29 protein-coding genes are annotated in these 24,106 nt (G+C 50.1%); 12 read left to right on the forward strand and 17 right to left on the reverse strand.

Features of this window, described 5'->3' with window-relative positions; genetic code table 11:
* Window positions 1–129 precede the first annotated feature (129 nt).
* Entirely contained in the window at window positions 130–1,533 is a 1,404-nt protein-coding gene (locus HV213_RS14615) for an ISNCY-like element ISKpn21 family transposase (RefSeq protein WP_001567368.1), read from the forward strand.
* Between the two features lie 28 nt (window positions 1,534–1,561).
* Here HV213_RS14615 and HV213_RS14620 read toward each other — a convergent pair whose 3' ends face one another.
* Window positions 1,562–2,194 (reverse strand): DUF6904 family protein, encoded by a 633-nt coding sequence (locus HV213_RS14620; protein ID WP_001567369.1) that lies wholly within the window; start codon window positions 2,192–2,194, stop codon window positions 1,562–1,564.
* A gap of 225 nt (window positions 2,195–2,419) precedes the next feature.
* Here HV213_RS14620 and HV213_RS14625 point away from each other — a divergent pair, with 225 nt between their 5' ends.
* The gene (locus tag HV213_RS14625) at window positions 2,420–3,766 is read left to right on the forward strand and encodes an ISNCY family transposase (RefSeq protein WP_077253535.1); all 1,347 of its coding nucleotides are present in this window, start codon (window positions 2,420–2,422) and stop codon (window positions 3,764–3,766) included.
* 48 nt (window positions 3,767–3,814) lie between these two features.
* A complete protein-coding gene (locus HV213_RS14630; RefSeq protein ID WP_181486225.1) occupies window positions 3,815–4,210 on the forward strand; it encodes a helix-turn-helix domain-containing protein in 396 nt (131 codons plus the stop codon).
* Between the two features lie 251 nt (window positions 4,211–4,461).
* On the opposite strand, the gene HV213_RS14635 is transcribed toward HV213_RS14630, so the two are convergent.
* The 3 genes from HV213_RS14635 to HV213_RS14645 all read right to left on the reverse strand — a co-directional run bounded on the left by HV213_RS14635 (window position 4,462) and on the right by HV213_RS14645 (window position 6,857).
* Window positions 4,462–5,609 (reverse strand): IS3 family transposase gene (locus HV213_RS14635; RefSeq protein WP_139155089.1). Its coding sequence is split into 2 segments (ribosomal slippage): window positions 4,462–5,372 and window positions 5,372–5,609, totalling 1,149 coding nucleotides; the frame shifts between segments, so codons are not numbered across the junction.
* A gap of 44 nt (window positions 5,610–5,653) precedes the next feature.
* Window positions 5,654–6,145 carry a hypothetical protein gene (locus HV213_RS14640; protein WP_181486226.1) on the reverse strand — a complete coding sequence of 164 codons (492 nt, stop codon included), beginning with the start codon at window positions 6,143–6,145 and terminating at the stop codon, window positions 5,654–5,656.
* Window positions 6,135–6,857 carry a winged helix-turn-helix domain-containing protein gene (locus tag HV213_RS14645; RefSeq protein WP_181486227.1) on the reverse strand — a complete coding sequence of 241 codons (723 nt, stop codon included), beginning with the start codon at window positions 6,855–6,857 and terminating at the stop codon, window positions 6,135–6,137. The genes HV213_RS14640 and HV213_RS14645 overlap by 11 nt, the downstream gene beginning before the upstream one ends.
* Before the next feature lie 824 nt (window positions 6,858–7,681).
* On the opposite strand from HV213_RS14645, the gene HV213_RS14650 reads away from it, so the two are divergent.
* The gene (locus tag HV213_RS14650) at window positions 7,682–9,004 is read left to right on the forward strand and encodes an NAD(P)/FAD-dependent oxidoreductase (protein WP_181486228.1); all 1,323 of its coding nucleotides are present in this window, start codon (window positions 7,682–7,684) and stop codon (window positions 9,002–9,004) included.
* A 59-nt stretch (window positions 9,005–9,063) separates the two neighbouring features.
* Here HV213_RS14650 and map read toward each other — a convergent pair whose 3' ends face one another.
* From map to HV213_RS14665, 3 genes are all read right to left on the reverse strand, one after another.
* Entirely contained in the window at window positions 9,064–9,843 is a 780-nt protein-coding gene (gene map, locus HV213_RS14655; protein WP_181486229.1) for a type I methionyl aminopeptidase, read from the reverse strand.
* Window positions 9,824–10,042, reverse strand: a complete 219-nt coding sequence (locus tag HV213_RS14660; RefSeq protein ID WP_004102160.1) for a ParD-like family protein — start codon at window positions 10,040–10,042, stop codon at window positions 9,824–9,826. Before HV213_RS14660 ends, map begins: the two co-directional genes overlap by 20 nt.
* Window positions 10,043–10,137: 95 nt before the next feature.
* Entirely contained in the window at window positions 10,138–10,440 is a 303-nt protein-coding gene (locus HV213_RS14665) for a putative quinol monooxygenase (protein WP_181486230.1), read from the reverse strand.
* Window positions 10,441–10,549: 109 nt separating this feature from the next.
* Here HV213_RS14665 and HV213_RS14670 point away from each other — a divergent pair, with 109 nt between their 5' ends.
* Window positions 10,550–10,792 (forward strand): hypothetical protein, encoded by a 243-nt coding sequence (locus HV213_RS14670; RefSeq protein ID WP_228288617.1) that lies wholly within the window; start codon window positions 10,550–10,552, stop codon window positions 10,790–10,792.
* 2 nt (window positions 10,793–10,794) lie between these two features.
* Window positions 10,795–11,001, forward strand: a complete 207-nt coding sequence (locus tag HV213_RS14675) for a helix-turn-helix domain-containing protein (protein WP_181486231.1) — start codon at window positions 10,795–10,797, stop codon at window positions 10,999–11,001.
* Here the strand turns inward: HV213_RS14675 and HV213_RS14680 are convergent.
* The 7 genes from HV213_RS14680 to HV213_RS14710 are packed head-to-tail and all read right to left on the reverse strand — an operon-like array spanning window position 10,998 to window position 16,312.
* Complete coding sequence (locus HV213_RS14680) at window positions 10,998–11,753, reverse strand: GntR family transcriptional regulator (protein WP_181486232.1); 756 nt, start codon at window positions 11,751–11,753, stop codon at window positions 10,998–11,000. The two genes, HV213_RS14675 and HV213_RS14680, sit on opposite strands and share 4 nt — an antisense overlap.
* 13 nt (window positions 11,754–11,766) lie before the next feature.
* A complete protein-coding gene (locus tag HV213_RS14685) occupies window positions 11,767–12,507 on the reverse strand; it encodes a sugar isomerase domain-containing protein (RefSeq protein ID WP_181486233.1) in 741 nt (246 codons plus the stop codon).
* Between the two features lie 14 nt (window positions 12,508–12,521).
* Window positions 12,522–13,832, reverse strand: a complete 1,311-nt coding sequence (locus HV213_RS14690) for a PTS ascorbate transporter subunit IIC (protein ID WP_181486234.1) — start codon at window positions 13,830–13,832, stop codon at window positions 12,522–12,524.
* Complete coding sequence (locus HV213_RS14695; RefSeq protein ID WP_181486235.1) at window positions 13,829–14,116, reverse strand: PTS sugar transporter subunit IIB; 288 nt, start codon at window positions 14,114–14,116, stop codon at window positions 13,829–13,831. Before HV213_RS14695 ends, HV213_RS14690 begins: the two co-directional genes overlap by 4 nt.
* A gap of 45 nt (window positions 14,117–14,161) precedes the next feature.
* Entirely contained in the window at window positions 14,162–14,596 is a 435-nt protein-coding gene (locus HV213_RS14700) for a PTS sugar transporter subunit IIA (protein WP_181486236.1), read from the reverse strand.
* On the reverse strand, window positions 14,568–15,329 hold the full coding sequence (locus HV213_RS14705; RefSeq protein WP_181486237.1) for a creatininase family protein: 762 nt from the start codon (window positions 15,327–15,329) through the stop codon (window positions 14,568–14,570). Before HV213_RS14705 ends, HV213_RS14700 begins: the two co-directional genes overlap by 29 nt.
* 11 nt (window positions 15,330–15,340) lie before the next feature.
* Window positions 15,341–16,312, reverse strand: a complete 972-nt coding sequence (locus HV213_RS14710; protein ID WP_181486238.1) for a phosphotriesterase family protein — start codon at window positions 16,310–16,312, stop codon at window positions 15,341–15,343.
* 415 nt (window positions 16,313–16,727) lie between these two features.
* Between HV213_RS14710 and HV213_RS14715 the strand changes: the two genes are divergently transcribed.
* A complete protein-coding gene (locus tag HV213_RS14715; RefSeq protein WP_181486239.1) occupies window positions 16,728–16,976 on the forward strand; it encodes a hypothetical protein in 249 nt (82 codons plus the stop codon).
* Between the two features lie 190 nt (window positions 16,977–17,166).
* The gene (locus HV213_RS14720) at window positions 17,167–17,391 is read left to right on the forward strand and encodes a YdcH family protein (RefSeq protein WP_080828775.1); all 225 of its coding nucleotides are present in this window, start codon (window positions 17,167–17,169) and stop codon (window positions 17,389–17,391) included.
* Window positions 17,392–17,441: 50 nt separating this feature from the next.
* On the opposite strand, the gene HV213_RS14725 is transcribed toward HV213_RS14720, so the two are convergent.
* A complete protein-coding gene (locus HV213_RS14725) occupies window positions 17,442–18,278 on the reverse strand; it encodes an alpha/beta fold hydrolase (RefSeq protein WP_181486240.1) in 837 nt (278 codons plus the stop codon).
* 463 nt (window positions 18,279–18,741) lie between these two features.
* On the opposite strand from HV213_RS14725, the gene HV213_RS14730 reads away from it, so the two are divergent.
* From HV213_RS14730 to HV213_RS14745, 4 genes are all read left to right on the forward strand, one after another.
* Window positions 18,742–19,962 carry a PfkB family carbohydrate kinase gene (locus HV213_RS14730; RefSeq protein WP_181486241.1) on the forward strand — a complete coding sequence of 407 codons (1,221 nt, stop codon included), beginning with the start codon at window positions 18,742–18,744 and terminating at the stop codon, window positions 19,960–19,962.
* A 10-nt stretch (window positions 19,963–19,972) separates the two neighbouring features.
* Window positions 19,973–20,734: a glutamine amidotransferase gene (locus tag HV213_RS14735; RefSeq protein WP_181486242.1), complete on the forward strand. Its 762-nt coding sequence runs from the start codon at window positions 19,973–19,975 to the stop codon at window positions 20,732–20,734.
* Between the two features lie 66 nt (window positions 20,735–20,800).
* Window positions 20,801–21,769 (forward strand): DMT family transporter, encoded by a 969-nt coding sequence (locus HV213_RS14740; RefSeq protein ID WP_181486243.1) that lies wholly within the window; start codon window positions 20,801–20,803, stop codon window positions 21,767–21,769.
* Complete coding sequence (locus tag HV213_RS14745; protein WP_181486244.1) at window positions 21,766–22,797, forward strand: phosphotriesterase family protein; 1,032 nt, start codon at window positions 21,766–21,768, stop codon at window positions 22,795–22,797. Before HV213_RS14740 ends, HV213_RS14745 begins: the two co-directional genes overlap by 4 nt.
* A 48-nt stretch (window positions 22,798–22,845) precedes the next feature.
* Here the strand turns inward: HV213_RS14745 and HV213_RS14750 are convergent, their stop codons facing one another.
* On the reverse strand, window positions 22,846–23,283 hold the full coding sequence (locus HV213_RS14750; protein WP_181486245.1) for a cyclophilin-like fold protein: 438 nt from the start codon (window positions 23,281–23,283) through the stop codon (window positions 22,846–22,848).
* A 4-nt stretch (window positions 23,284–23,287) separates the two neighbouring features.
* Complete coding sequence (locus HV213_RS14755; protein ID WP_181486246.1) at window positions 23,288–24,088, reverse strand: carboxymuconolactone decarboxylase family protein; 801 nt, start codon at window positions 24,086–24,088, stop codon at window positions 23,288–23,290.
* Window positions 24,089–24,106: the final 18 nt, after the last annotated feature.

Genomic DNA, 24,106 nt, shown 5'->3' on the forward strand with positions numbered 1-24,106 from the left:
AACGGACATTTCAATTGAGCCTTGACAGAGGCTGTAATGGCTCAATAGTAATGTCCGCCTGTGGCTCAATTCAGATGTCCGCGCTATGGTAAGCTTCACTGGTCCGTTTAAACTACCGGGAGGCATATCATGAGCGCAGAAAGCTCAGGAGTGTTTACTTTGAAAGAGATCAACCGGATCAAGATTATACAGGACGTCATTGAACGTCGCATCACAACGCGCCGTGCGGCCGAGCACCTCGGTATCAGCGACAGGCAATGCCGCAGACTTCTTGCCCGTTACCGTGAAGGCGGACCGCTTGGTATGGCCAGCAGACGATGTGGCATGCGTGGTAACCGCCAGTTGCCACCCGGGCTCGCAGATCAGGCTCTGGAACTGATCAAGACGCGTTATGCTGATTTCGGTCCGACTCTGGCGCGTGAAAAGCTCGAAGAACTCCACGGACTGTTTCTTGGCAAAGAAACTGTCCGGCGCATCATGGTGCGGGCTGGCTTATGGGTTCCCCGTAAACAACGTGCCGCAAGGATCCCTCAACCACGGTACCGGCGTCCGTGTACTGGTGAGCTGATACAAATAGATGGCTGTGATCACGACTGGTTTGAAGGCCGTGGCCCGGCCTGCACCGCGCTGGTCTATGTTGATGATGCAACCAGCAAACTGATGGAACTGTTGTTTGTTAAATCGGAGTCCACGTTTTCTTACTTCGAAGCCACGCGGCGCTATATCGATAAGCATGGTAAACCGCTGGCACTGTACAGCGATAAAGCCGGTGTTTTTCGTGTTAACAATAAACACGCCACAGGCGGAGACGGGCATACTCAGTTTGGGCGAGCCATGCATGAACTGAACATCCAGACTATCTGTGCAGAAACCAGTCCCGCCAAAGGGCGTGTAGAACGAGCTCACCTCACTTTACAGGATCGTCTGGTCAAAGAGCTGCGGTTACAGGGCATTTGTTCAATGGAGGCTGCAAATGACTTCGCTGAGGCCTATATGGCTGACTATAACCGCCGTTTTGGCAAAGTACCGCGACATGATTTTGACGTACACCGTGCTGTAGAACATGATGAGGACCTGGGGCTTATTTTCACTGTTCGTGAAAAACGTAAAGTCTCAAAATCGTTGACGATACAATATGATAAAATGTTGTACCTGATTGAAGACAGCGAACTGAGTCGCCGTGCAATAGGTAAATATATCGATGTGTATCACTATCCTGATGGCAGAAAAGAGCTGCGCCTGAACGGTACGCTACTTCCCTACTCTACCTACGACCGACTGTCAGAAATCGACCAGGGCGCGATTGTCGATAACAAGCGTCTTGGCCGAACCCTGGAGTTTATCAGTCTGGTGCAGAGCAAGCGGGATAACACGCGCTCTCAGTCAATTCCCGCTGGAGATGGCCCTTCCCGACGACGGCCAAAGCAGGAAGGGAAGAAATCCCAGCGCTCACTGGATAATGATGACATGCTCGAAGCACTCAAACAGCTTCAGTCACGTTCAGAGGACATTTTTGGTAAAAGAGCCCGCTGATGGTACTCACTGGCCGGACAGTGGTTGCTCACCAGTTGATATTGTCCGGCCAGACCCATGATGTATTATTCATTTCGTTCAGCATCTTTATGTCCTGCTTTTCACGGGCATACTTACCCCATAATGAATGAAAAGAACGAACAATACTGATTAACTGCTTTTTTCTTTGCTCCGGAGATAGGCTGATAAAATAGCAGCACCTGCTGTCAATATTATCCTCAATGAAATTAAAATCAGAGTCTGATGCATATTTTACTGTTAGCATAATATCATTCGACGTTGTTCTCTCAGACTCTGTTAATGCTGATTCTATCAGGTATTCAAAGGCATACATGACAGACAGCTGGTTTTTGTCTGTCTGAATATAACCCATTGAGTTTCTGAGTATTGAGGACTGTACCAGGACCAGAGGCCATAAAAGCTCAACACCATAAAGCTTATATGTATCATGTTGATCATACTGATGTTGCTCAACACGACGATTACCTTCCCGTGCTTTACGAATATCATAGGCAAGGGATAACATAAATCCGTCTTTAACTTTAATCAGTGGGCTTTCATCCACGATGTAATGAATGAGTTCATGTAATTCATTCAGGGCTTCTGAATCTCCCCACAGTATAAAACCTGCATTGTTCGGCGTTAACTCGTATCGAAGCATGGGCTCAATCATCCTGTTGTTTCAGTCGGAGGAAAGTCTATCAGTAAAGAGAATGAGAGATCAAAGTGGTCATTTTAATTGAGCTGGATAACGGACATTTCAATTGAGCCTTGACAGAGGCTGTCAGCACAAAGCGTTATTGTCGTCTCAGCACAATTCACACGCGTCGTGTACGCTAAGCCTTCATTTTGCTCAGCACAGGACCGCGATCTTATGTTGGTGACTATGACAGACAAAGAACTTTACCGGCTTGGCATCATTCAGCGAGTATTTGACCGGGCTTTGCTTCAGCGCGACGCAGCAGACATACTTAAGCTCAGTGTTCGTCAGGTGCAGCGTCTTGTGCGTCTGTACCGGACAGATGGCGCAACCGCATTTGCATCTTCCCGCCGTGGACGTCCTGCAAACAACCGGATCGATGAAGAAACACGCTGTAAAGCCCTGGATTTGATCCGGTGCCACTATTCAGATTTTGGCCCAACGCTCGCAACCGAAAAACTGGCTGAACGCCATCATATATATCTCTCTGTTGAAACCATCCGTAACTGGATGACAGCCGACGGTCTCTGGCGTCCTCATTCCCGCCGGCGAACCCGGGTTTACCAGCCGCGCTATCGTCGCGACTGTTTCGGCGAACTGGTTCAGATCGATGGCTCTCACCATGACTGGTTCGAAGGAAGAGCCCCAAAATGCTGTCTTCTGGTCTTCATGGATGACGCCACAGGTCGCCTGATGCACCTGCGATTCTGTGATTCAGAAAACGCGTTTGACTACATGATGGCTACCCGGCAATACATTGATAAACATGGTAAACCTGTCGCATTTTACAGCGACAAGCATGCGGTGTTCAGGGTCAGCGGACCCGAAAGCCGACGTACCGGCACAACCCAGTTCGGACGGGCTCTCCGGGAACTGGCGATCGAATTGATTTGTGCCAACAGCAGCCAGGCAAAAGGTCGCGTGGAACGGGTAAATAAAACGCTCCAGGATCGACTGATTAAAGAGATGCGCCTGCAGAACATCAGCTCGGTTGCTGAAGCCAATCAGTGGATTGAACATTTCATGTCTGATTTTAACCGTCGTTTCTCCCGGCCGGCAAAATACCCTAAAGATCTGCACCGTGCGGTCACACAGAGTCCACTGGAGCTGAATGATATCTTCGCCTGGCAGGAGCTACGGACCTTATCGAAAGCACTGACTTTTCAGTATGATAAAGTCATGTATATCATTGAACCCACCGAACAAAATACGCGCATAGCAGGTGAAAAAATTACCGTTTATGATTACCCTGACGGAAGCATTACTTTCCGGCATCAGCACCGGCCACTGGGTTATAAGATTTTCGATAAACTGACCTGCGTTGATCAGGGGGCGGTTGTTGATAACAAACGACTGGGTGCCGTTCTGAGGCTGGCACAGCAGAAACAGGACGAGCTGGAGGCTGAAGGAAAGCGAATGCGCAGTACAAAAATGCCCCGCAGGCGCGCTCAGGAGCGTGCACTGGAAGAGCTCAGGGCGATCAACCCGGTGCTGGCCAGTCCGCAGGATTTTATCCCCAGCCTGAAGCGATGAGCCCTTCCCTCACCTGCGGATCTGATATGGCCGACAGATGAGAGAAAAATGGACGACAACAAACCAGTGCTCCTGACACTTCACGAAGCGCTACGCCTGGATTTGATTGAAGCCTATATGGCGCGGGAAATCACGCTGGCAGAAGTGGCAGAGTCCATGGAGCTCACCCGTCGTCAGTGCTCCCGCCTGATTAAGCGCTATCGCGAGCTGGGGCCAGCCGGTCTGGTCAGCCGGCGCCGTGGAAAGCCCGGCAATCATCAGTTAAACACCACCATCAGAGATCAGGCACTGCAGCTTATTCGCTCACGCGGCCGGGGTATGAATCCGTCAGCCATCTGGCGAATTCTGATCACAGAATACGGTGTCCGGATTTCAAAAGAGACCGTACGTAAACTGATGATAGCCGAGAAAACCTGGCAACCACGTTCTTCCTCCAAAGCCTGACTCAACCTTAAAAAGGCATTGTCCAGACTCTCCACTGACGTCAGGTCAGCTTTGTTTTCAGCACGACATTTCAACATTGGCTAGACAGAGGCTGTAGAGGCTCAATGCTAATGTCTATTTGTGGCTCATTGAATGTCCAGGCTATAGTTTTCAAACCTGTATGTCTGGTCAACGACTCACTTTTCCTGATGAGGAGTTTTCTATGGCTATACATGACGCCGGGATGTTCACCGTGAATCGCCACGGATAATCTAGACACTTCCGAGCCGTTGATAATACTGGTTTTCATATTCTGTCGGTGACATCTGTTCGCTAGAACCATGCCGACGCTTACTGTTATAAAACATTTCGATGTAATCAAAAATATCACTGCGGGCTTCTTCCCGCGTTCCGTAGATCTTTTTCTTTATCCGTTCGCGTTTCAACAACTGGAAAAAGCTTTCTGCAACCGCATTATCATGGCAGTTACCGCGACGGCTCATGCTGCCTTCCAGGCCGTGTGATTTCAGGAACGACTGCCACTCATGGCTTGTGTACTGACTGCCCTGATCCGAATGAACCAGCACCTGTTTTTGGGGATTACGCCGCCATACAGCCATCAGCAGTGCGTTCAGGACAATGTCCTTTGTCATCCGGGATTGCATGGACCAGCCGATAATTTTGCGTGAGAACAGATCAACAACCACGGCAAGATACAGCCAGCCTTCGTGGGTCCTGATGTAGGTTATGTCCGTTACCCAACGCTCATCCGGAGCATCCGGATTGAACTGTCGCTGGAGCCTGTTGGGCGACACGATACTGGCCTCGCCTTTACGTGCCCGCGGGCTCCGGTATCCGACCTGAGCCTTTATCCCGACACGTTTCATCAGTCGCCAGACCCTGTTCACTCCGCACTGTTGCCCGCTGTCACGCAGATCCAGATGGATTTTGCGATAACCATAGACGCATCCCGATTCCAGCCAGAACTGTTTAATCTGTCCTGTCAGTCTCAGGTCTGCCTGATGGCGTTGTGAATGCGGCTGCTGAAGCCAGGCGTAAAAACCACTGGGATGAACATCCAGCACCCGACAGAGCAGGCGAACAGGCCAGCAACAGGTGTTGTCACGGATAAAGGCGTACCTCAGTCGGACAGCTTTGCGAAGTACGCCGCGGCTTTTTTTAATATGTCCCGTTCGTCGGTAACCCGCTTCAGCTCTTTCTGGAGACGGCGGATCTCGGCCTGAGCATCTGACTGTTCTTTATTTGTGGAAGAATCCGGACCGTACTTCTTTATCCAGGCGTAAAGGCTGTGGGTGGTGATATCGAGACGTGTTGCAACGCTGGCAACAGAATAACCGCGATCAACAACCTGTTTGACTGCTTCAGTTTTAAACTCTTCGGGATAACGCTTACCGCTCATGGGCACCTCTCTTTAAGCCATCTTAAATGACTCTAAGGTGTCTGTTAAACCCGTGGCGATTCATATGCATCCATCTTGCATGCATAGAACCAGACATATTCAGAGCCAAACATCATCAACCCATCGCGAACTTTCCTGGCCCTGAAATTACGGGACTCACCCGGTTCGATACCGAAAATATAGTTGCTCAATGGCTCAGGTGACTGATCCTTGAACATTCGCTGGACTGACTGCAGTTTTGCCTCAAAAAGCTCGTTATAAAAATGGTTATATTGGTAGTTTCCTTGCTGATATATCTTTTTCTGCGACCCATCCGCATGATGGTAGAAACCTTTGACTATCATGCTGGCTTTCTGTTTTTGAATGTTAATTTTTACCCACAGGTCCATGTACTCGCCGGGTTTCATATGGATCTTCTGCTGGCCGCTACAGGAGTATTTGTCGCTATCGTTGTTAAAAAATGCCATAGCCACAAGCAATATTGCCAGAACCACAGTCACGGCGACGATAGGCTTGAACATTTTATTATTTATCATGCTCCCCCCTGAAGAGATAGTTTTTACATACATCACCGGCGCTTGCAGAAGAACGGCAATGAACTAAAGACTCGAATAAAATGTCTACTGAATCATTCTCAAGATAATAAAAAACATCTTGTTCATCACACTGAAATGATTCCGCTTGAATGAGCGCCGCAATACGCTGCTTCGCCTCTTCACTTTTACTGAGCACCTGTACTTTACAGCCAGCGATAGTCTCCGCAGCACTCAATGGCAACGTGCCTAATTGACGCAATGACTGTAAATTGAATAAACCAAAAAATAGCGGTATTAGCAGCAAAGACCACATTATGTAGAATGGCTTTATGCAAGACTTCAGCCCTTTTACCACAGGTAAAGGCTGACTCTCCTGGCGAGTCGTTGATGTGACTTTCACGTCTTCAGGCAGCAGAAGCCCTATCCTGGGTTTAGTCACCAGAATATCTTTATCCACTCCCAGATCGCGGAATCCTTTTCTCAGCATTGAGATATTTTGACTGAGGTTACTGTCGCTATCCACTAGCTCGTTTTTTTTAAAAATATCATCCAGCAGCGTATCTCTGGCGATAACCGCCCCTTGATTTTTAATGAAGTACTCAAGTAAGACGCTGACCGACGTAGCTAATGAGATATTGTCTTTTGTTTCGAGATGGGTCAGAGAGCGATCTAAAGCATCGAATCGTATTGTATCTTCGAAAATATAATTCATATTTCCCCCCCAAAAGTATGGTGGGTAATGTAACAATTTAAAACTAGATAAATTTAGGGATTCTTCTATCTATGAAACATTATCTTTTCTTATGTAAGGTAAATGATAAAGTGCTGATGTTTATCCATAAATTGATTACATCTGCTTATTCTATTGTTTATATATTGAAAAAAATTAACAATGCGCAAAGAGAGAACCAATAGATAAATTTATTTATTTTATTAACAATGAGTTATCGTGTTTCAATTATGTAAAATCATGTTCTTTTTTTACCAAATATTGGCATGAAAATCGATTCAGCACTCCTTCGTCTTTCAGACTACACGAGTCAGAAAACTGTCCTTTTATGTTCTACTTGAGCAGGTGGCTTAAGTATATACACAAAAATAAAGGGGATTGGTCACTTACCGTACGTTATTCTATCTATTCATCTGCCTGAGGTCTAACAGACTCACTCATTTTCAGAATATTCATTTGGCTTAAACTTATCTTCAATGCCCGCGATGAGGTCATCCTTAGAGCAGTAAAGAGGCGGTGTGCGGGGAATATCCCAGAAGGTAGCATGAACCTCCCATACCCGCACTGAAAGAGTGGCAGGCAGGAGATGAATTTATACCCTTATAAGAAGGAGTGTTATTTTTGATATTCCTTGTTATTCTGCTGAATTGTTGTCCAGGTAATTATCATTCAACATGCTGTTCATTCAGGGAATGACCTGGCCACGAAGTTGTACTTGCCGACTCGATATCCAGACCAACAAAGCGAAGTCCGGCGAGCTTATTCACATCTGCCAGACAGGTGTCTTTACCCCAGGGAGAATCACCGTGAAATTTGCATCAATCCCTTTCAATCAAAATCAGGTGGGATGGCCGCTTAATGAGATTGACCGCCAAATACAACCGCAGTTGAGCGGAGACATCAACGCTGATTGGGTCGTCATCGGCTCCGGCTATGCTGGTGTGAGTTTTGCCCGCAGGCTGGCCAGCCTCAACCCGCAGCTGAACATTGTGCTTATTGACGCCGAATCTGCGGCGACCAGTTCCTCTGCCCGAAATTCAGGGTTTGTTATTGGCCTGCCGCATAATATCGGTAGCTCTACCGCCGAGTTGAAAAAAGCGCAGGACTATCGCGCCCTGCTCCAGGAAGGGATCCGCCTGTTAGAAGAAACGGTGACCGCACAGCAGATTGAGTGCGAGTGGGAAAACGTTGGCAAATATCACTGCCAGATTGACCCATCCAGCGAAGCCATTATGCAGGAGTACGTTGATAATCTTCAGCTTATGCAGGAACCCTACAGCCTGTTGAATAGCGAAGAGCTGTATCAGAAGCTGGGAACCCGGATCTACAGTAAAGGTATCTATACCCCCAGCTGTATTCTGGTGAACCCGGCGAAACTGATTGCGGGCCTCGCGCGCCATCTCCCGGAAAACGTCACGGTTTACCATCAGACGCCAGCGCTGGCTATTCACAACGAAAACGGCGGCATCAGGGTGACAACCCTACAGGGGACGATTCAGGCCAGGCAGATTATGCTGGCGACTAATGCGCTTTCTCGTGAGCTCTCTCCCGTGATAAGTCGCCAGGCGTCAATGGCGACCTATGCCAGCATCACCGCCCCGCTTACGGCTGAACAGCGCCAGCGTCTGCCCGCAATGGAAAGCTGGGGGCTGACGCCGGTGAATGCCATCGCCGGAGCCACGCTGCGCTATACCCGAGATCATCGTTTTCTGATCCGCCAGCATGTCGATCCGGCGCTGCGGGGCGTCATCACTGCGGGACAAACTGCCAACGCCGCGCGGCAGCATCTGGCGTTATTCCACAATGCCTACCCGGAACTGCGAGATGTACCGCTGGAAAGGACGTGGTCCGGGACTATTAGCGTCACCCGCAACGGTGCGCCGGTCTGGGGGCGACTTGCGCCGCAGGTGTGGAGCGCCGGAGGCTGTAACGGTGCCGGGGTGTCAAAACAAACCATCGCCGGGACGCTGCTCGCCGACATGGCTCTGGGGCAGGATAACCCGCTGATCGCGGCCATGCAGTCGCTGGGGCAGGCAAACTTTATGCCGCCCTCCCCGTTCCTCGATATCGGCGTAGCCGGTGCATTGTGGAAAGAGCGCTATATGGGACGTAAAGAGACGGCGATGTAGTCGCCACTGGCGGGAGTTAAACAGGTTTCAGTCGGTGGGATTGAAACCTGTTGTCTGGCTTAGTCCGGGATCGCTTCACCTTTACGCAGCGTCAATACCTCAAACCCCTGTGCAGTAACGGCAATGGTATGCTCCCACTGCGCCGAAAGTTTTTTATCGCGAGTGACCACCGTCCAGCCGTCTTTTTTGTTTTTTATCCGGCTATCGCCCTGATTCACCATCGGTTCAATGGTAAACACCATCCCTTCTTTAAGTACGGCACCGGTACCGGGTTTGCCGTAGTGCAACACCTGAGGATCTTCGTGCATCTCTATACCGACGCCGTGTCCGCAGTACTCTCTAACCACGCTGTAGCCGTTGCTTTCAACATAGGACTGGATCGCATGGCCGATGTCGCCCAAGGTCGCGCCCGGTTTAACGACCTTAATGCCCTTCCACATCGCTTCATAGGTTTTCTTCACCAGCCGACGAGCCAGTGGTGAAACATCACCAATCAGGTACATCTTGCTGGAGTCGGCAATCAGCCCACCTTTTTCCAGCGTAATGTCGACGTTAACAATCATGCCGGATTTCAGATGTTCCGTTTCCTTCGGCATACCGTGGCAAACCACGTCATTGATCGACGTATTTAGCACGTAGGGGAAATCATACTGCCCCTTACTGGCCGGGCGCGAATGCAGCTCGTTGACGATGAAATCCTCAACCCGATTGTTGATGGCCATGGTGGTGACGCCAGGCTGAATAAAGGTATCCAGCATATCAAATACCGAGGCCAGCAGTTCGCCTGCGTGGCGCTGGCGGGCGAGTTCGTCGGTGGTTTTAATGGGAATTGATAGCATTGATCACCTCCAGCAAACGATCGGAGCCGGACTTCAGCATCATCAGTTTAATTTGCTGATGGTTAAGCTCAGGATAAAGCTCGCTCATCATCCCAAGGCGGATCCAGTACTCCGCCTGCGCGTTGACCGAACGCGACATCGCCTTGCTGGCATCACGGATGTCGTCATGCAGCAGGTCAGAAATTTTCACAATACCCATTTATACGTACCGTAACGATTTATATATGTATCGTATATTACGCCACCACGGTTAAGCGGACAACTTTGGCGACTAAGAACCGTTCCTTCTTAATTTCACGAACTCACCTCGCGTACCTGGCAACTCATCAGTATGTATTGAGCATCTTTACACTTATGGTGATCTATTAACGGCACAAGTCGCCTGAAATGTTCACTTGCACAATGCCGGTCAAGCGCCGCCCGATCCGGCCACTCTTCGATAAAAATGAAATGACCCGGATCTTTTTCATCAATATACAGATCATAAGCGATGCAAAGAGGTTCCTTTTTAGTGGACGCTATTAACTCGCGGTACAAAGGCATAACAGCCTCAATATCCTCAGGTTTTATAAAATCTTCGGCGATGACTTTTAACATTCCAACCTCCATGAAAAAGAAGAATTTGTACACTATGGCGTAAAGAGATTTTTGGCAAAGGTAACAATGGCCGGAAAAATTGCAGGAAGCCAGGGGATGATCCCGAGGTTTGCAACCGACGATCCTGACTCACGAGTCGGCTATTATAGCGCTGGCGATGTTGGGAATGGGCGTTTTGCTGCCGCTGTTTCGCTTTCTGGTCCCGCTGGTTTATTTCTGGCCGCATCCCTATGCCCAGATCATTCTTTTGCTTAGCGATTTTGTGCTGCTGACGGGCGGCTTGTTATTTGTGACGTTTCACTCCATGCTCGAAGGGATCAGAGCGGAAAATGAGAATAAGGAGTTCATCTGACTATGGCAGTGGTGGTTAATCTGGACAAAATGCTGGTGGAGAGAAAAATGACGTCCAGGGCGCTGGCGGCTTATGTCGGGATCACCGAGCAGAACCTGTCGCTGCTCAAATCGGGAAAGGTGAAAGGTATTCGTTTTGATACGCTGGCAAAAATCTGCCAGGCGCTGGAGTGTCAGCCAGGCGATATTCTCGCCTGGGAGGCGGATTAACGCCCCTTATCAATCATACAGTTCCACTGTTGGCTCACGCTGCTCTGGCTGGTGGCGATCTGTAGCGACAGGCTGGCATCAAGGGTATGCGTGACGCTGTATTCAAGCACCACGTCATCCAGATCGCGGGCGACTCGCTCAATGCGAAACAGCGGGCGCCCCGGCTCAATATTTAACAATCCCGCCGTGCGGGTATCGCAGCAAACCGGCGTATAGCGCTCCGTGGCGTTGGCTGGCGAGTAGCCGAAGGTTTCCCGCAGCTGCTTATACAGCGACCGGCTGCCGTCGACGTGGCTGAGATCGTTATAAATCCGCCCATTTAGCCAGGTCAGAACGTGGCCGACCGGTTTTTCCCCCTGCACCAACAGCCGCTCCAGGCGCATCAGCTGGCTGCCTAAATCTAGCCCCATCTGCTCCGCCACGTCCTTATCTGCCATGGTCGAAATTAGCGACAGCACGTCCACTTCGACGACACCTGGCGCATCAAAGGTGGTCAGTACATCCGGGAGGTCGGTGTAGTATTTCTGCAACGCATCGCGGTTAATAAAGGTCCCTTTACCCTGCTCCCGATACACCATGCCTATGCTTGCCAGCGAATCTATCGCCTGTTTAATGGTGCCGCGCGCGACCTTGAATTCCCCGGCGAGCAGCAGCTCACCCGGGAGTTTATCGTCATAGGTAAAAGAGAGGATCCGCTGCAGGATAACGTCTTTTATCCTTAAATAGAGAGGGAGTCCATCCGACTCAAACATACTTGTGCTCCACTCAGAGGTAGTGTATCTGGCTCCTGTATGTGCTCAGTATATCCTGATTTATCGCCTGATTACCGTCTATGTTTGCGCTGGCGAGAATGGGCGGCGTGCACTCATTTTCCAGCATGATTTCGCAAATGCGCAGTACCAGACTGTTGGCAATCGTCGCGCCCATAATGGTGGATAACGGCGCGGCTTTTTGCGCCAGGCCCGGCAGGCTAACGGACGCATCGCCGTACTCGCAGTGGTTATCGATGGTAATGTCGGCAATATCGACCAGCAGCTTGCCGCTGGAGTGGCGTGATGTCACCCGCGCCGCCGTTGCGAGGCTGGTAATAGCAATAACCTTTGCCCCACAGGATTTCGCCGCCAGCGCGACATCAATCGTAATCGCGTTTCGCCCGGAGACTGAGTGAATCAACAGCGTATCACCCGCCCGCAGCGGCGACTGCTCAACCAGCACTCGCCCCAGATTTTCCACATTCTCCACCGCGCTGGTCAGGGTTAATGGCCTGACGTTAAGCATCAGTGCGGGAGTGAAAAGCGGATTGATAATGGCCAGACCGCCTGCCCGATAACTCATCTCTTCCGCCAGAATTCCGGCGTGGCTGGCCCCGAAAACAAAGATATTGCGCTGTGCCAGGATGCTCTGCGCCATCATTTCCGCCGCCTGCAGTAGCTCATCTGGGCGTTGTTCGAGAAAAGCCAGCTTCTGGCGGATTTGGCTGTAATACTGCTTCAATGCATCGCTCATCTATTTTCTCCCCGTCAGAACATCAGCATGCTGGTCAAAAGGTGAATAAGCGGCGCAAGAACAAACATATCGCTGTCGCCGGCCCACAATGCGGTATCGGGAATGGTGTTGTTGATAAAACCAGTCACGCAGAAATATTGCCCCCACGCGACCACCGTCGAGGTGATAAATCCCGCCAGTAGCGCACCTTTATAGCCGCCGGTAATATTGCCGAAAACGCCTGCCGTTCCGGCGTGGAAGAAAATCACAATCATACTGGGAATAAACACGTAGCCGGTGTAGCGGCCAATCAGGGTCAACCACAGCAGCGAACCAACAAACGCGCCGACAAAGCCTAACACCACCGCGTTTGGCGCAAAGTTAAACAGAATCGGGCAATCCAGCGCCGGTTTTGCGCCAGGAACCAGCCGCGAACCAATGCCGTTAAACGCCGGTACCATTTCACCAATAAACATGCGCACGCCAAGCAGCACCACGGCGATGCCGCCGGTAAACATCAGCGACTGTTTGAGCGCGTAAATATAAAAGCTCAGATCCCCCGATTGCGCGAGAATTTCAGCCGCCTTCGCCGTGCCTTTTATTTGCAGAATAAAGGTGCCGATAAAGAACAGCAGCGACATCGTTAATGCGGTCACTACGTTGGAGTCACGAAGAAAACCGAGTTTTTTCGGGACTTTGATATCCTCAGAACTAATTTTATTACGCGCAAATAGCTGTCCAAACAGCGCCCCAAGCAGAGCCACCGAGGCCGAAGTATGCCCCAGCGCCACGTTGTCGTTACCAGTAATTTTGCGTACCCAGGGCTGGACCAGCGCGGGTTGTAACGTCCAGTACAGGCCCATAATCACCGTCAGCATTAGCGTTAACTGCACCGCTGAAATACCGGGTTCGGTGTTCACCATTACCCCGGCAAAAATCATTGTGGTCCAGAACATCATGTGCCCGGTGAGATAGATATATTTAAAGCGCGTGAGCCGGGCCAGCAGCAGGTTGATGGCGAATCCCCCGGCGATGGCGATCGTCACGCTGCTGCCGTAGCGCTCGCTAAAACGCGCCTGACCGATAATATTGGTCAGGTTCATCGAACTGAGGCCGAATACCTCGGTCCAGATAGGCTGAAATATCAGTAAAGCGGAAACGATAATCCCGGCTCCCGCGCCGATGATCAGAAAGCCCAGAATCCCTTTCAGGGTGCCGGAAACAATATCAGCGAGCGGTTTCTTTTGCAGCACCAGGCCCAGCAACACAATCAGGCCAATTAAAATCGACGCCTCACCAAAAATATTGATCGTTATCCAGCGCAGAACGCCAAGAAATTCACTCATGACGACGCTCCCGGTTTCAGAATATTGGCCTGCGTCAATGCCCGGATTATTTCAGCGTTGTCGATATAGTTATTCACCACCACCACCGGGCAGGATAGATGTTTTAGATTGTCCACCAGCTCGGCGTTGGTGATCACTACATCGGCATTGGCCGATGCGGCTGAAGAAACATCCATATGTTCAACGGAGGCCTGAATACCGTGCTGTTTTAACACCGTTTCGACGTTCATTTTTAAAATCAGGCTTGAGCCCATACCTAAACCACAGACTGTCAGAATTTTCATCGCTATTCACTCCGTGTTAATTAAGCTACAAACGCTGCGAGCAGCCTACGACGCGCTGGCTAACAGCTGATAAAGTTGTTCAGGATCGTGAGAATGCATCAGGGTATGCAGGTTATGATCATCGCTCAGCACGGTGACGATATGCTGGATAAGATGGATATGCGCATCGCTGCTGGTTGCCGAAAGCCCCAGCACCACCTGCACCGGGTCGTTTTCCACATGACCAAACGCCAGCGGCTCGCGCAACCTGATTAGGCTGATTTGCGCCTTAATGGCCCCCTGTTCGGGGCGGGCGTGAGGCAGCGCCAGCCCTGGCGCAATGACAAAATAGGGGCCAAGCTCACGGTAGCTATCAACCATGGCCTGAACGTATTGCGGGCTACAGGCTCCCGCGCGACAGAGCGCGTTCCCCGCTTCGCGGATCGCCTCCTCCGGGCTGCTGGCCGGGCAATCAACCTTTATCGACTGACTTTCGATCATCGGCGGCTCCTTGCGTTAAGTGATGGCGAATAGAGGCCAGGGTAGTCTCCAGCGCCTGCTGAACGAAGGCACGGCCTTTCTCTTCGCAGGCCCTGGTGGGGTCACCCAGCACGGCGTAATCAGAAAACTCGGTCCAGCGTATCGGTTGATAGCGGAAATTCTGTGGAAATACCGGATAGTGCTCACGGGCGTTAGCCATGGTGACGAACTCCGGGGCCAGCGCCAGCATCAGCGAGGTTTCGACCTCATCGGCATGCATATAGCCGGGATAAGCCACCGCCGAGGTTTGCCGCTTTTGCACCTCCTGCTCCATACCTGCCCAGCTGTAGCTGAGCAGCGTGATGTCTTTCTCCTTTAGCTGGCGGGAAGCCGCTTTAATAGCGTCAAAATTGCCGTAATGTGCGTTGATCACCGCCGTGGTGGTAATGCCGTAGCTGGCCATATTCTCCGCCAGCGACACCAGCATCGACGTCAGTTGTTCATTGCCGATATCAATCGCGCCCGCATGCCCGCGCAGCGACCACACCTGGCTGTAAGAAATAACGGGCAGGCTCAGCGCGCACTCGCCTAACTGTTCATCGAGCAGCGCGCAAAAGCGCTCGGCCAGCAGGTTGTCGGTATCCAGCGGTAGGTGATCGCCGTGTGGCTCGACCGCACCCAGCGGTAGCAAGGTAATCTGCGCCTTCTGCAGTGCGAGCCGGGCTTCACGTTCATTTAAATGGTGCAGTTTCATTGCACCTCTCCTTAACCAAAAGCGAAGTAACGCGCCGGATTTTCGACAAAGAAATCATGCAGTAACGCTTCGCCGTCAAACCCGGCCTCCCGCGCCTCTTCGACGAATCTTGGCCGCCAGTCGCTGAGGATAAACTTCAGCCCCAATCCCCCTTTGCCGTAATGCGCGCTCATCGATTTGCGGGCAAAATCGCCGCCGATGAGGATTTGCTTTTGATAACCTTGCTGGCACAGCGCCAGAATGGCCTGGGTGCGGATATGTTCAGGGTAATATTTGATGCGGCTGATACCGTCAAAAGAGAGAAACGCCCCGGTGTTGGCGATCTGACGGTGTAGCCAGGGATCGGGGTTGCGATCCATATGAGCGAAACATAAGCGGGAAAGATCCAGCCCCAGACGGGTAAATATCTGCGCCTGTTCTAATCCCATCGTCCCCATTTCCGTATGGCTGTGCATCGGCGCGCCAGTGCGTTGCTGGGCGCGGACAATGACTTCCATGGTTTTTCTCTCTAACGGAGAAATCGTGTTATATCCCGTACCACACTTCACCACCCCGGCCCGATGCGGGGTTCCTTCGATCCCCTCGGTGACCTCGTGGCAGACGTGCTCAACCAGTTCATCAATTTCTGAGTTGGCAATCCAGTCAGCAAAGCTTTGTGAAGAGCCTGGACGCAGGCTGCTCCACAGAAAGCCTTTGTTAAAACCGGCGGTGGCGATAATGTGCAGTTGCTGACGCTGGGCCATTTCGGCGACGGTTGCCGCATGGCGACCATAATCCGGGGCGGTGGCGTCGTAGATAGCGTTGCCACCAGCAAGACGGAAATCACTTAATTCACGCTCGGAAGCCTGCGGGTCATCCAGCAAAAGGTCGTCATCCTGACGTTCTGCCCAATAAGGCGGAATACAGTAGATATGATCGTGGCTGTAGGTCACGCCCAGTTGATTAGCGGCAATGTCGCCGTTTAAGGTACGAATGATGCCCATGTTTCTTGCTCCCCGGAACGGATAAGAAGGTGCTTTCAACATAGGTGAGCGCCACTTGTCCAGTCAAGTGATCAAGTTCGCATCAGTAATACAAAATTCTTATCTGTGAGCCAGGTCTGATGTTCACGTTTTAACCCGTCGAGCGTGCCCACTTATCACTTGAATACGTTTTTTGCATTTCAGAGTATGTGACGTTGTCACATACGATTTTATCAAAGAGAAAGTTATTCTAATGGAATTAAATCTGCCCCTTTGCGTCATGAATTAATTATTTCCCTTGTAAAAACAAACAAATGCGCACTCAAGCAAGACGGTAAGTTTCAGGCTAATAATTACGTTAATTGATTAAAATGTTTAATTGAATGAATCGATAAAAGGAGTATTGTTAAAAACAATGATGAGCGGAGATAAGTAAATGTTACGAGATTTTTTGTTGGTAGAAAAAGAAGATCGCCTGGTTGAACAACAATGCGCAAGCGACGATATGATAAACGCAACGGATGTCACTGAATGGATCATTATCAATAGCAACGGCGACAAAAAAGGCCGTGTGGCCTTATTTAATCAGTTTACTACCCGTCGTTCGTATTGTGTGAATTACCGCATAACGCAGTTTGATAATAGTGGACGAGTTGTTGTCGACCGTCTGGCGGATTCCATTTAATTACTAAAACCCCACCAGCGGCTAAGAGCCTAATGGGATAGGCTCTTAGTTACGCCCCCCCTCCCCAGCGCCTGAAATTCCTCTGCCTGTAACATAAACGCGACACCGTTCTCATTACCATTTCATTGCTGTGGTTAATCTAAACGTGTGTGTCTTCGTACACACGTTTTTCTATCAACAAGGAAGGTACATGTTTCCAGAACACAGAGAGTTGATTTCTCGATTGAAAACCTCGCACTCACGCTTTCAATCGCTATTCGAAAAACATAACGCGCTCGATCACGATATTTCCCGGATAGAAGGAGCTGACGGCAAAGGATACAGTCTTGAGCTTGTTCATATGAAGAAAGAAAAACTTCTGTTGAAGGATGAGTTACTGAAAATCCTCCAGCATGAGAGCCTGAATCAGGCCTGACGCTTCGATTAAGGCCGCCAGATAGCGGCCTTTCTTCTCTCAACTTCCGGCTACGAACGGATAAACGCCAGCAGATCGGCGTTAATCACATCAGCATGGGTGGTATGCATACCGTGCGGGTAGCCGGGGTAAATTTTTAGCTGGCTATCAGACAGGAGTTTATCCTGCAATATCGCCGCGTTCTGATAGGGAACAACCTGATCATCATCCCCCTGCATAACCAGTACCGGTAGCGTAATGGCTTTTAAATCCTCGGTCTGATCGGTTTCAGAAAACGCCTTAATCCCCTCATAGTGTGCCTTCGCACTGCCAATCATACCCTGCCGCCACCAGTTCTGAATGGTGCCTTGCGACACTTCTGCGCCATCGCGGTTAAAGCCATAAAAAGGCCCGGAAGCGACGTCGAGATAAAACTGCGCGCGGTTAGCAGCCAGCGCCTGGCGAAAACCATCAAAAACTTCAACAGGTGTCCCGCCTGGATTGTTGTCCGTTTTGACCATCAATGGCGGAACCGAACTGATAAGCACCGCTTTAGCGACGCGTCCCTGCGGTTGGCCATACTGTGCAACATAGCGCGCAACCTGCCCGCCGCCGGTAGAATGCCCGATATGCACGGCGTTATGCAGATCCAGATGTTCCGCCACAGCCGAAGCGTCCGCGGCGTAATGATCCATATCATGACCTTCACTCACCTGGTCTGAGCGACCGTGACCGCGCCGGTCAATAGCAATCACCCGGAAGCCTTCCGCCAGGAAAAACAGCATCTGGTTATCCCAATCATCCGCGCTTAACGGCCAGCCATGGTGAAATACAATGGGCTGCGCATCTCTGGAACCCCAGTCTTTATAGAAAATATTAACGCCGTCTTTGGTTGTCACAAATGCCATGCTACAAACTCCTCTAATGAGAAAACAAGGCTGCTGGCTGACGCCTGCAGTGAGTCGGGTATAAGGGGTGAATGTTCTGTCTGGTGGCTATCACGTCTCGTGGGTATGAAAATGGTTTGGCTGAAAAAGTGTAGATGATTTTTGGCGATGCGGGGCGTTCGCATTTCATTGTGCGTTTGAAGGCACCAGATGCTTGATCGGGATGAGTGTCGTGTTACGTGATAATGAATCCATTTCGCCAATAAGAATAAGCTCAATAAGGAAATATTTTTACAACCACAAAACATATTATCGAATTAGCCAACATCACTAACTAACGACCCAACACTGGCTATATCTGCAGACATAAACACAGCATTCCTTACTCAATTTTTGCTTTTTTTTGGTTTTACCCACAAGTTTATGGCTACTATCACACCGCCAAAATACAGAAATATTACATTTGTATTCAGTGAGGTGAGGTATGAAAAAACAGCGCCATCATATAATAATGAAATTTATCAGCATCGAAGGTTTTGTTCGTGTCTCAGCGCTTGCGGATTATTTGAATGTTACGAAAGAAACAGTCAGATCCGATCTCAATGAGCTTTGCAAAAAAGGTTTTGTTAATCGCTGTCATGGTGGCGCGTATATAGACATAAATACGCTTGATTGTGTCACCAGAAATGAAATTATCCACGTCCTTGAATCAGGAGATTCATACGGCGTGGTAAAACGAGGCCCTCCTGTCATGAAAAACAATGTATGCGTACTTGGATCGTTTAATGTTGACATCATCAGTTATCTTCCAAGACTTCCTAATGCTGGAGAGTCGCTGCTTTCCGATAAACTCATATTCTCTGCGGGCGGCAAAGGATGTAATCAGGCGCTGGCCGCCAGCTATGCGGATGCAAATGTTAGCTTCATAACCAAAATTGGCTCCGATCATTTTAGCGAATATGCCAGTTCATTTATTAACGCTTCATTAATCAAAAAACCCGTTATTTACAAGTCTGGCGACGTACAAACTGGCACCGCCACGATTTATGTTGATGAAACCACGGGCGAGAATATGATCGCGATATTCCCTGGCGCCAATATGACGATTACAGCTGATGAGGTATTGCTGCAAAAAAACGCAATTATTGATTCAAATATCGTTCTTTTACAACTGGAGACAAATCCGGACGCGCTAACAAATACAATCCATATCGCCCATGACGCTAATGTTCCGGTGATTATCAACCCTGCTCCCTACAATCCCTGTATTAATCAGTTTCTGGATGGACTGGATTACCTGACGCCCAATGAGACAGAGGCTGGATTACTGACCGGCATCGCTGTCACTGATAGCGCATCGGCCATGGACGCGGCACAAGAGATTCATCGCCGCGGAGTAAAAAATGTGGTGATTACTCTGGGTAAAAAAGGCTCGATGGCCTTTGACGGAAGAAGATTCATTTTCTCCCCTGCATTTCCTGCGGTTGTGAGGAATACCGCAGGTGCCGGCGATGCATTTAATGGTGCTCTGGCTGCAGAACTGGCCAGAGGGCGGTCTCTGGAAAATGCGCTGATTTATGCCTCAGCATTTGCTTCACTGGCGGTGGAAACACCAAACGCATCAGACATGCCTGATAACCAGGCCGTGCTTCATCGAATTAATACCACTCAGTATCACCAAACTTTTTCAGAAAAGAAAAAATAAGGAATCTATTATGAATGCTATCAACAAACCTTTAAATATTCTTTTTATTGGTGAATCATGGCATATTCACATGATCCATTCAAAGGGATATGACAGCTTTACTTCAAGTAAATATGAAGAAGGTGCAACATATTTATTAAAATGTTTACGCGATGCCGAGGTATCTATCACTTACATGCCAGCTCACCAGGTGCAGATTGCCTTTCCAGAAGATTCGGCAGAGCTGGATAAATATGATGCCATTGTTATTAGTGATATTGGCAGCAATACCTTCCTTTTGCAAAACGATACATTCTATCAGTCCAAAATCAAACCTGATGCTCTGGATATGATAAAAGAATATGTTTGCCATGGTGGCGGTTTATTAATGATTGGCGGCTACCTCTCTTTTATGGGTATTGAGGCCAAAGCCAACTATAAGAATACCGTTCTTGCTGATGTTCTTCCGGTCATTATGTTTGATGGCGATGATCGCGTTGAGAAACCTTCGGGGGTATACGCCAGTCCTGTTGAAAGTGGGCATGAAACAGTCAATGAATTTACAAATTGGCCCGTTTTCCTCGGTTATAACAAGGTGGAATCGAAGGACAACGCGACCGTTGCACTGACTATAGACAACGACCCTCTCCTTGTTTATGGCAATTTTGAAAAAGGTAAAACCGCCTGCTTTATGAGTGATTGCTCGCCACACTGGGGAAGTCATGAATTTATGAACTGGAAATACTACACCAGTCTTTGGGTAAACATTCTTCGCTATATATCCAAAAACTAAAATATCGGGTTCGAAGACATTATCTTCGGGCCCACCGCCTGACATATCAAGATACAGGATGGATATATGAACCAACGTAAATACTCCGTTCCATTACTGATGCTGGCAACAATTCTGGCTGGTACGCTGTCACCTATGCAATCAGCGGTAAACGGCGAGCTGGGTCACTGGCTCAATGACGGCAATGCCTGCGCGGTTATTTCATTTGCCAGCGGCCTTGTGGTGATGTTTTTCATCATCATGGCTAAAAAAGAGACCAGACAACAGTTTGCTTCTATTCCTTCACTAATAAAGCAGAAAAAAATACCGCTGTGGAATTGGTTTGCTGGTCTGTGTGGTGCCATGGTGGTGTTCTCTGAAGGGGCCTCCGCCAGCGCTCTGGGCGTCGCGACATTCCAGACGGCATTGATTTCAGCGCTCATTCTTTCCGGATTACTGTGTGACCGCTTTGGCATCGGCGTTAGTGAGAAGAAATATTTCACCTCGTACCGGGTTATCGGCGCTATTTTCGCGGTTGTCGCCACGATATTTGTTGTTTCTCCCCAATGGCGATCCACATCATTCATCCTTCTGGCCATTCTGCCGTTTATGGCAGGCTTGCTGGCCGGATGGCAGCCGGCAGGCAATGCCAACGTTGCGCAAGCGACGGGGTCGATGTTGGTTTCTATCACCTGGAATTTTATCGTCGGCTTCACGGTTCTGGGTACCGCCCTGCTTATTCGCATCGCCCTTGGACATGTGAGTTTCCAGTTGCCTGATACCTGGTGGATGTATCTCGGTGGACCTCTGGGGCTGATGTCAATCGGGCTCATGGCGATTCTGGTTCGCGGACTTGGCTTGTTGATGCTCGGCGTCGCATCCACTGCCGGACAGTTGTTAGGGTCGATACTGATTGACGTGCTCGTTCCTGCTCTGGGCAATACTGTTTATTTTGTCACCCTCGTCGGCACGGTTTTCGCGCTTGTTGGTGCCATTGTCACCACCATCCCTGACTTTAAAGCCGCGCGACTGGCTAAAGCGGAGGCTCAATCATGAAAGGCTACATTCAAACCGTGACAGGCCCAGTTAAGAAAGAAGATATGGGTCTCACCCTGCCTCATGAGCATCTCTTTAATGACCTGTCTTCTGTGGTGGATAAACCCTTTTACGCCTGGTCTGAGCAGATGGTGGACTCCTGCGTTTGCGCGCAGAAGCAGTGGGCATTGAAACACGATCCCTACTGCTGCGCGGATAACATGAGCCGCAAAGACATTGAGGATGTCATTGAGGAGATTAAAAGCTTTATGGCGTTCGGCGGGAAAACCATTGTTGATGCCACCGGGTCGGAATCGATTGGTCGCGATCCTTTATCACTGCGGGAAGTCGCCATCCGGACCGGAATCAACATCGTTGCCTCCTCTGGCCCCTACCTTGAAAAATTTGAAGGAGACAGGTTGCACCAGCAGGTCGATACGCTGGCAGACATCATCGACAGAGAGTTGAACCATGGAATAGCGGATACCGATGTTCGGGCAGGCATGATTGGCGAAATTGGCGTATCGCCGGAGTTTACGGACGCAGAGAAAAACAGCCTGCGCGCGGCATCTCTTGCGCAGATTAACAATCCGGGGGTATCCATCAACATCCATATGCCCGGTTGGCTGAGGCGCGGCGATGAAGTGCTGGACATTGTCATCAATGAGATGGGGGCATCCCCGGAGAAAGTGTCACTCGCCCATTCGGACCCGTCAGGGAAGGATCTTGATTATCAGCGGCGGATGCTGGATCGGGGCGTCTGGCTGGAGTTTGACATGATAGGACTCGATATCACCTTTCCTAAAGAAGGTATCGCTCCGGGCGTTCAGGAAACGGCCGATGCCGTTAGTCGGCTTATCGAGTTGGGTTATGGGAACCAATTGGTATTAAGCCATGACGTTTTCTTAAAACAGATGTGGGCTAAAAATGGAGGGAACGGCTGGGGCTTTGTGCCTAATGTCTTCATGGGCTATCTGGCCACTCGCGGTGTTGATCAGGACACCATTAAGAAACTCTGCATAGACAATCCTGCGAATTTACTCGCCTGACTTAACAGATAAGGCAGCCCGGCTAACGGGCTGCCTCCCAGGAGAAGTTTATGGCTCCTCATCGCACGTGATAGTCACCACTTCAGCACCTGACAGGTTAAGTGAGGTAAGCCCTTGCTCCACCCTTCCCAGCTTTATTAAACCCGGTGAATGGCGGTAATCTTCACGAAAAATAGCCAGATTTCCCCAAGGCGCGTAATACGCGATATCACCCCGCTTCGGCGTTATCGATTCCCGGACGTCTGCCTGGCGCAACTTCGCCGGTAGCCAGGCGATTTTCTCGGTTGAGCCGTAATCCTCAAGCTTCACCGTCAAGGGTAACTGCGCCAAAAACTCGCGTGCGACGGTGCTCTCCTCCAGAGAGCCAACCACTTTCACCCCGTTAAAAACAAACTGAATTTTCACCCTGTTCTCCTGCCCGTTAGCCGATGCGACACCCGTCAGCGCGGCAAAGATAAATAGCGCGGTGCTGAGAGTTTTAAACATAGTCTCACCCGACCAGACCGCGAGCACGCAGCACTTCGCCAACCACCGGCGCGGCGGAAAACGCATTGGGCCATCCCGCATAGAACGCCGCGTGAGTCACTATCTCCCCGGCCTCTTGCGCCGTAAGACCGTTGTCCATCGCCCGATTAAGATGATAGCCAATCTGCGCACTTTGCCCGGCAGCAATCAGCGCACTCACCGTCACCAGGCTGCGATCGCGCGGCTTCAGCCCCGGTCTCTGCCACAGGTCAAGGAAAAGCGGATCGGTGGTGAACTTTACAAGCCCTGGGGAAATGGGGCCGACGTTCTTTTCTACCGTGGCCGAACGCTGGTTTTCAACCTCCTGATTGAGGGGAAGCAGCGCCGGTGAGGCCGCCGCCAGCTGCTCGTGACTAATACCACGAGCGGCAAAAATATCTTTCGTCACGGCGATGGCGGACATGGCGTTTGGCCAGCCGGAATAAAACGCAAGGTGAGTAATCACCTCTGAGACTTCAGCCGGAGTGACCTCGTTATCGAGGGCGATTTCAACGTAATGCTTCAGCTCAGCGGGCTGATTGCGGGCAATCAGAATAGCGATGGTCACGATGCTCCGGTCGCGCAGCGAGAGTTCATTTCTCTTCCAGAGATCCTCAGCCAGGACTTCATTGCCAAAACGTGCAAGCGCCGGGGAGACCGACTGGATATCCGTAGTCGACAATACGGATGGAGTAAATGGAGTCATACTGGTACCTCTTTTTTCTTCAGCACAGGCAAGGTTGCCCAAAATAAGTGACATCGCAGCAACGGCAATAAAACCTTTCATGGTCAACTCCTTGTGGGC

This window comes from Klebsiella sp. RHBSTW-00484, assembly GCF_013705725.1.
In the GTDB taxonomy this organism is placed as follows: Bacteria; Pseudomonadota; Gammaproteobacteria; order Enterobacterales; family Enterobacteriaceae; genus Klebsiella.